Raw genomic sequence first — 666 nt, 5'->3', positions numbered from 1 at the left:
CGCTAAACTTTGACGGCGGTTACGGTGGCATTTTGGCCGATCGTGCTATCAGCAACTTCCTTTTTCCATTGATAGTTTCCGGTCGTTTGGCCGCCGCAAGTTAGCTCGTCGTTGGCTTTAAAAGATGAAATTAATCTATATAATAATTTGTCTAGTTATCATTCTTGGTGCAGTTCTAGTTGTCAGAGCATTCGTGTCTAAAAATGATGCTGAATCAAACGAATGGTCTCCAGAAATTCTCAAACAGGCCAATGACAATCGGGCCGCACGAGAAGAAGTCAAATTAAAGTATCCCGAACTTTTTACCGAGATTCAAAAATGTCTTTTTGAACATGACCCAATGGCTATCAATTTTGAAACGAACACGGATGAATATGATCCTGAAGTAGGCACAATAATTCCTCGGCTTTCAAGCTGTAAGTCACAGGCTGATGTGCAAACTGTAATTCATGAGGAATTTGTAAAATGGTTCGGAGCAGAAAATGCTGGCAATATTTCTGATTATGAGAACATTGCTAAAGATGTATGGAACCTATGGAATAAAACCCAACAAACAAATTAACTCAGACTTGGCTACTCTTTCGCCAGATCGAGCTGAGTGCAACACTGGAACATTGATGTAGGCAAATATTAATTATTATAAACCGCCAAGCTGGTTATTTTCAG

The 666-nt window shown here is 39.6% G+C and carries 1 protein-coding gene; it reads left to right on the top strand.

The genetic code is table 11. From position 1 onward, the window contains the following. Positions 1–193: 193 nt before the first annotated feature. Positions 194–562 carry a hypothetical protein gene (locus JCM12296_RS43055; protein WP_218188477.1) on the top strand — a complete coding sequence of 123 codons (369 nt, stop codon included), beginning with the start codon at positions 194–196 and terminating at the stop codon, positions 560–562. Positions 563–666 lie beyond the last annotated feature (104 nt).

Origin of the sequence: Desulfosarcina cetonica JCM 12296 (genome assembly GCF_001311845.1) — a bacterium.
Taxonomy (GTDB): domain Bacteria; phylum Desulfobacterota; class Desulfobacteria; order Desulfobacterales; family Desulfosarcinaceae; genus Desulfosarcina; species Desulfosarcina cetonica.
Note: the sequence above shows the minus strand (reverse complement) of the source record. Positions and strands in the feature narration are given on the sequence as shown.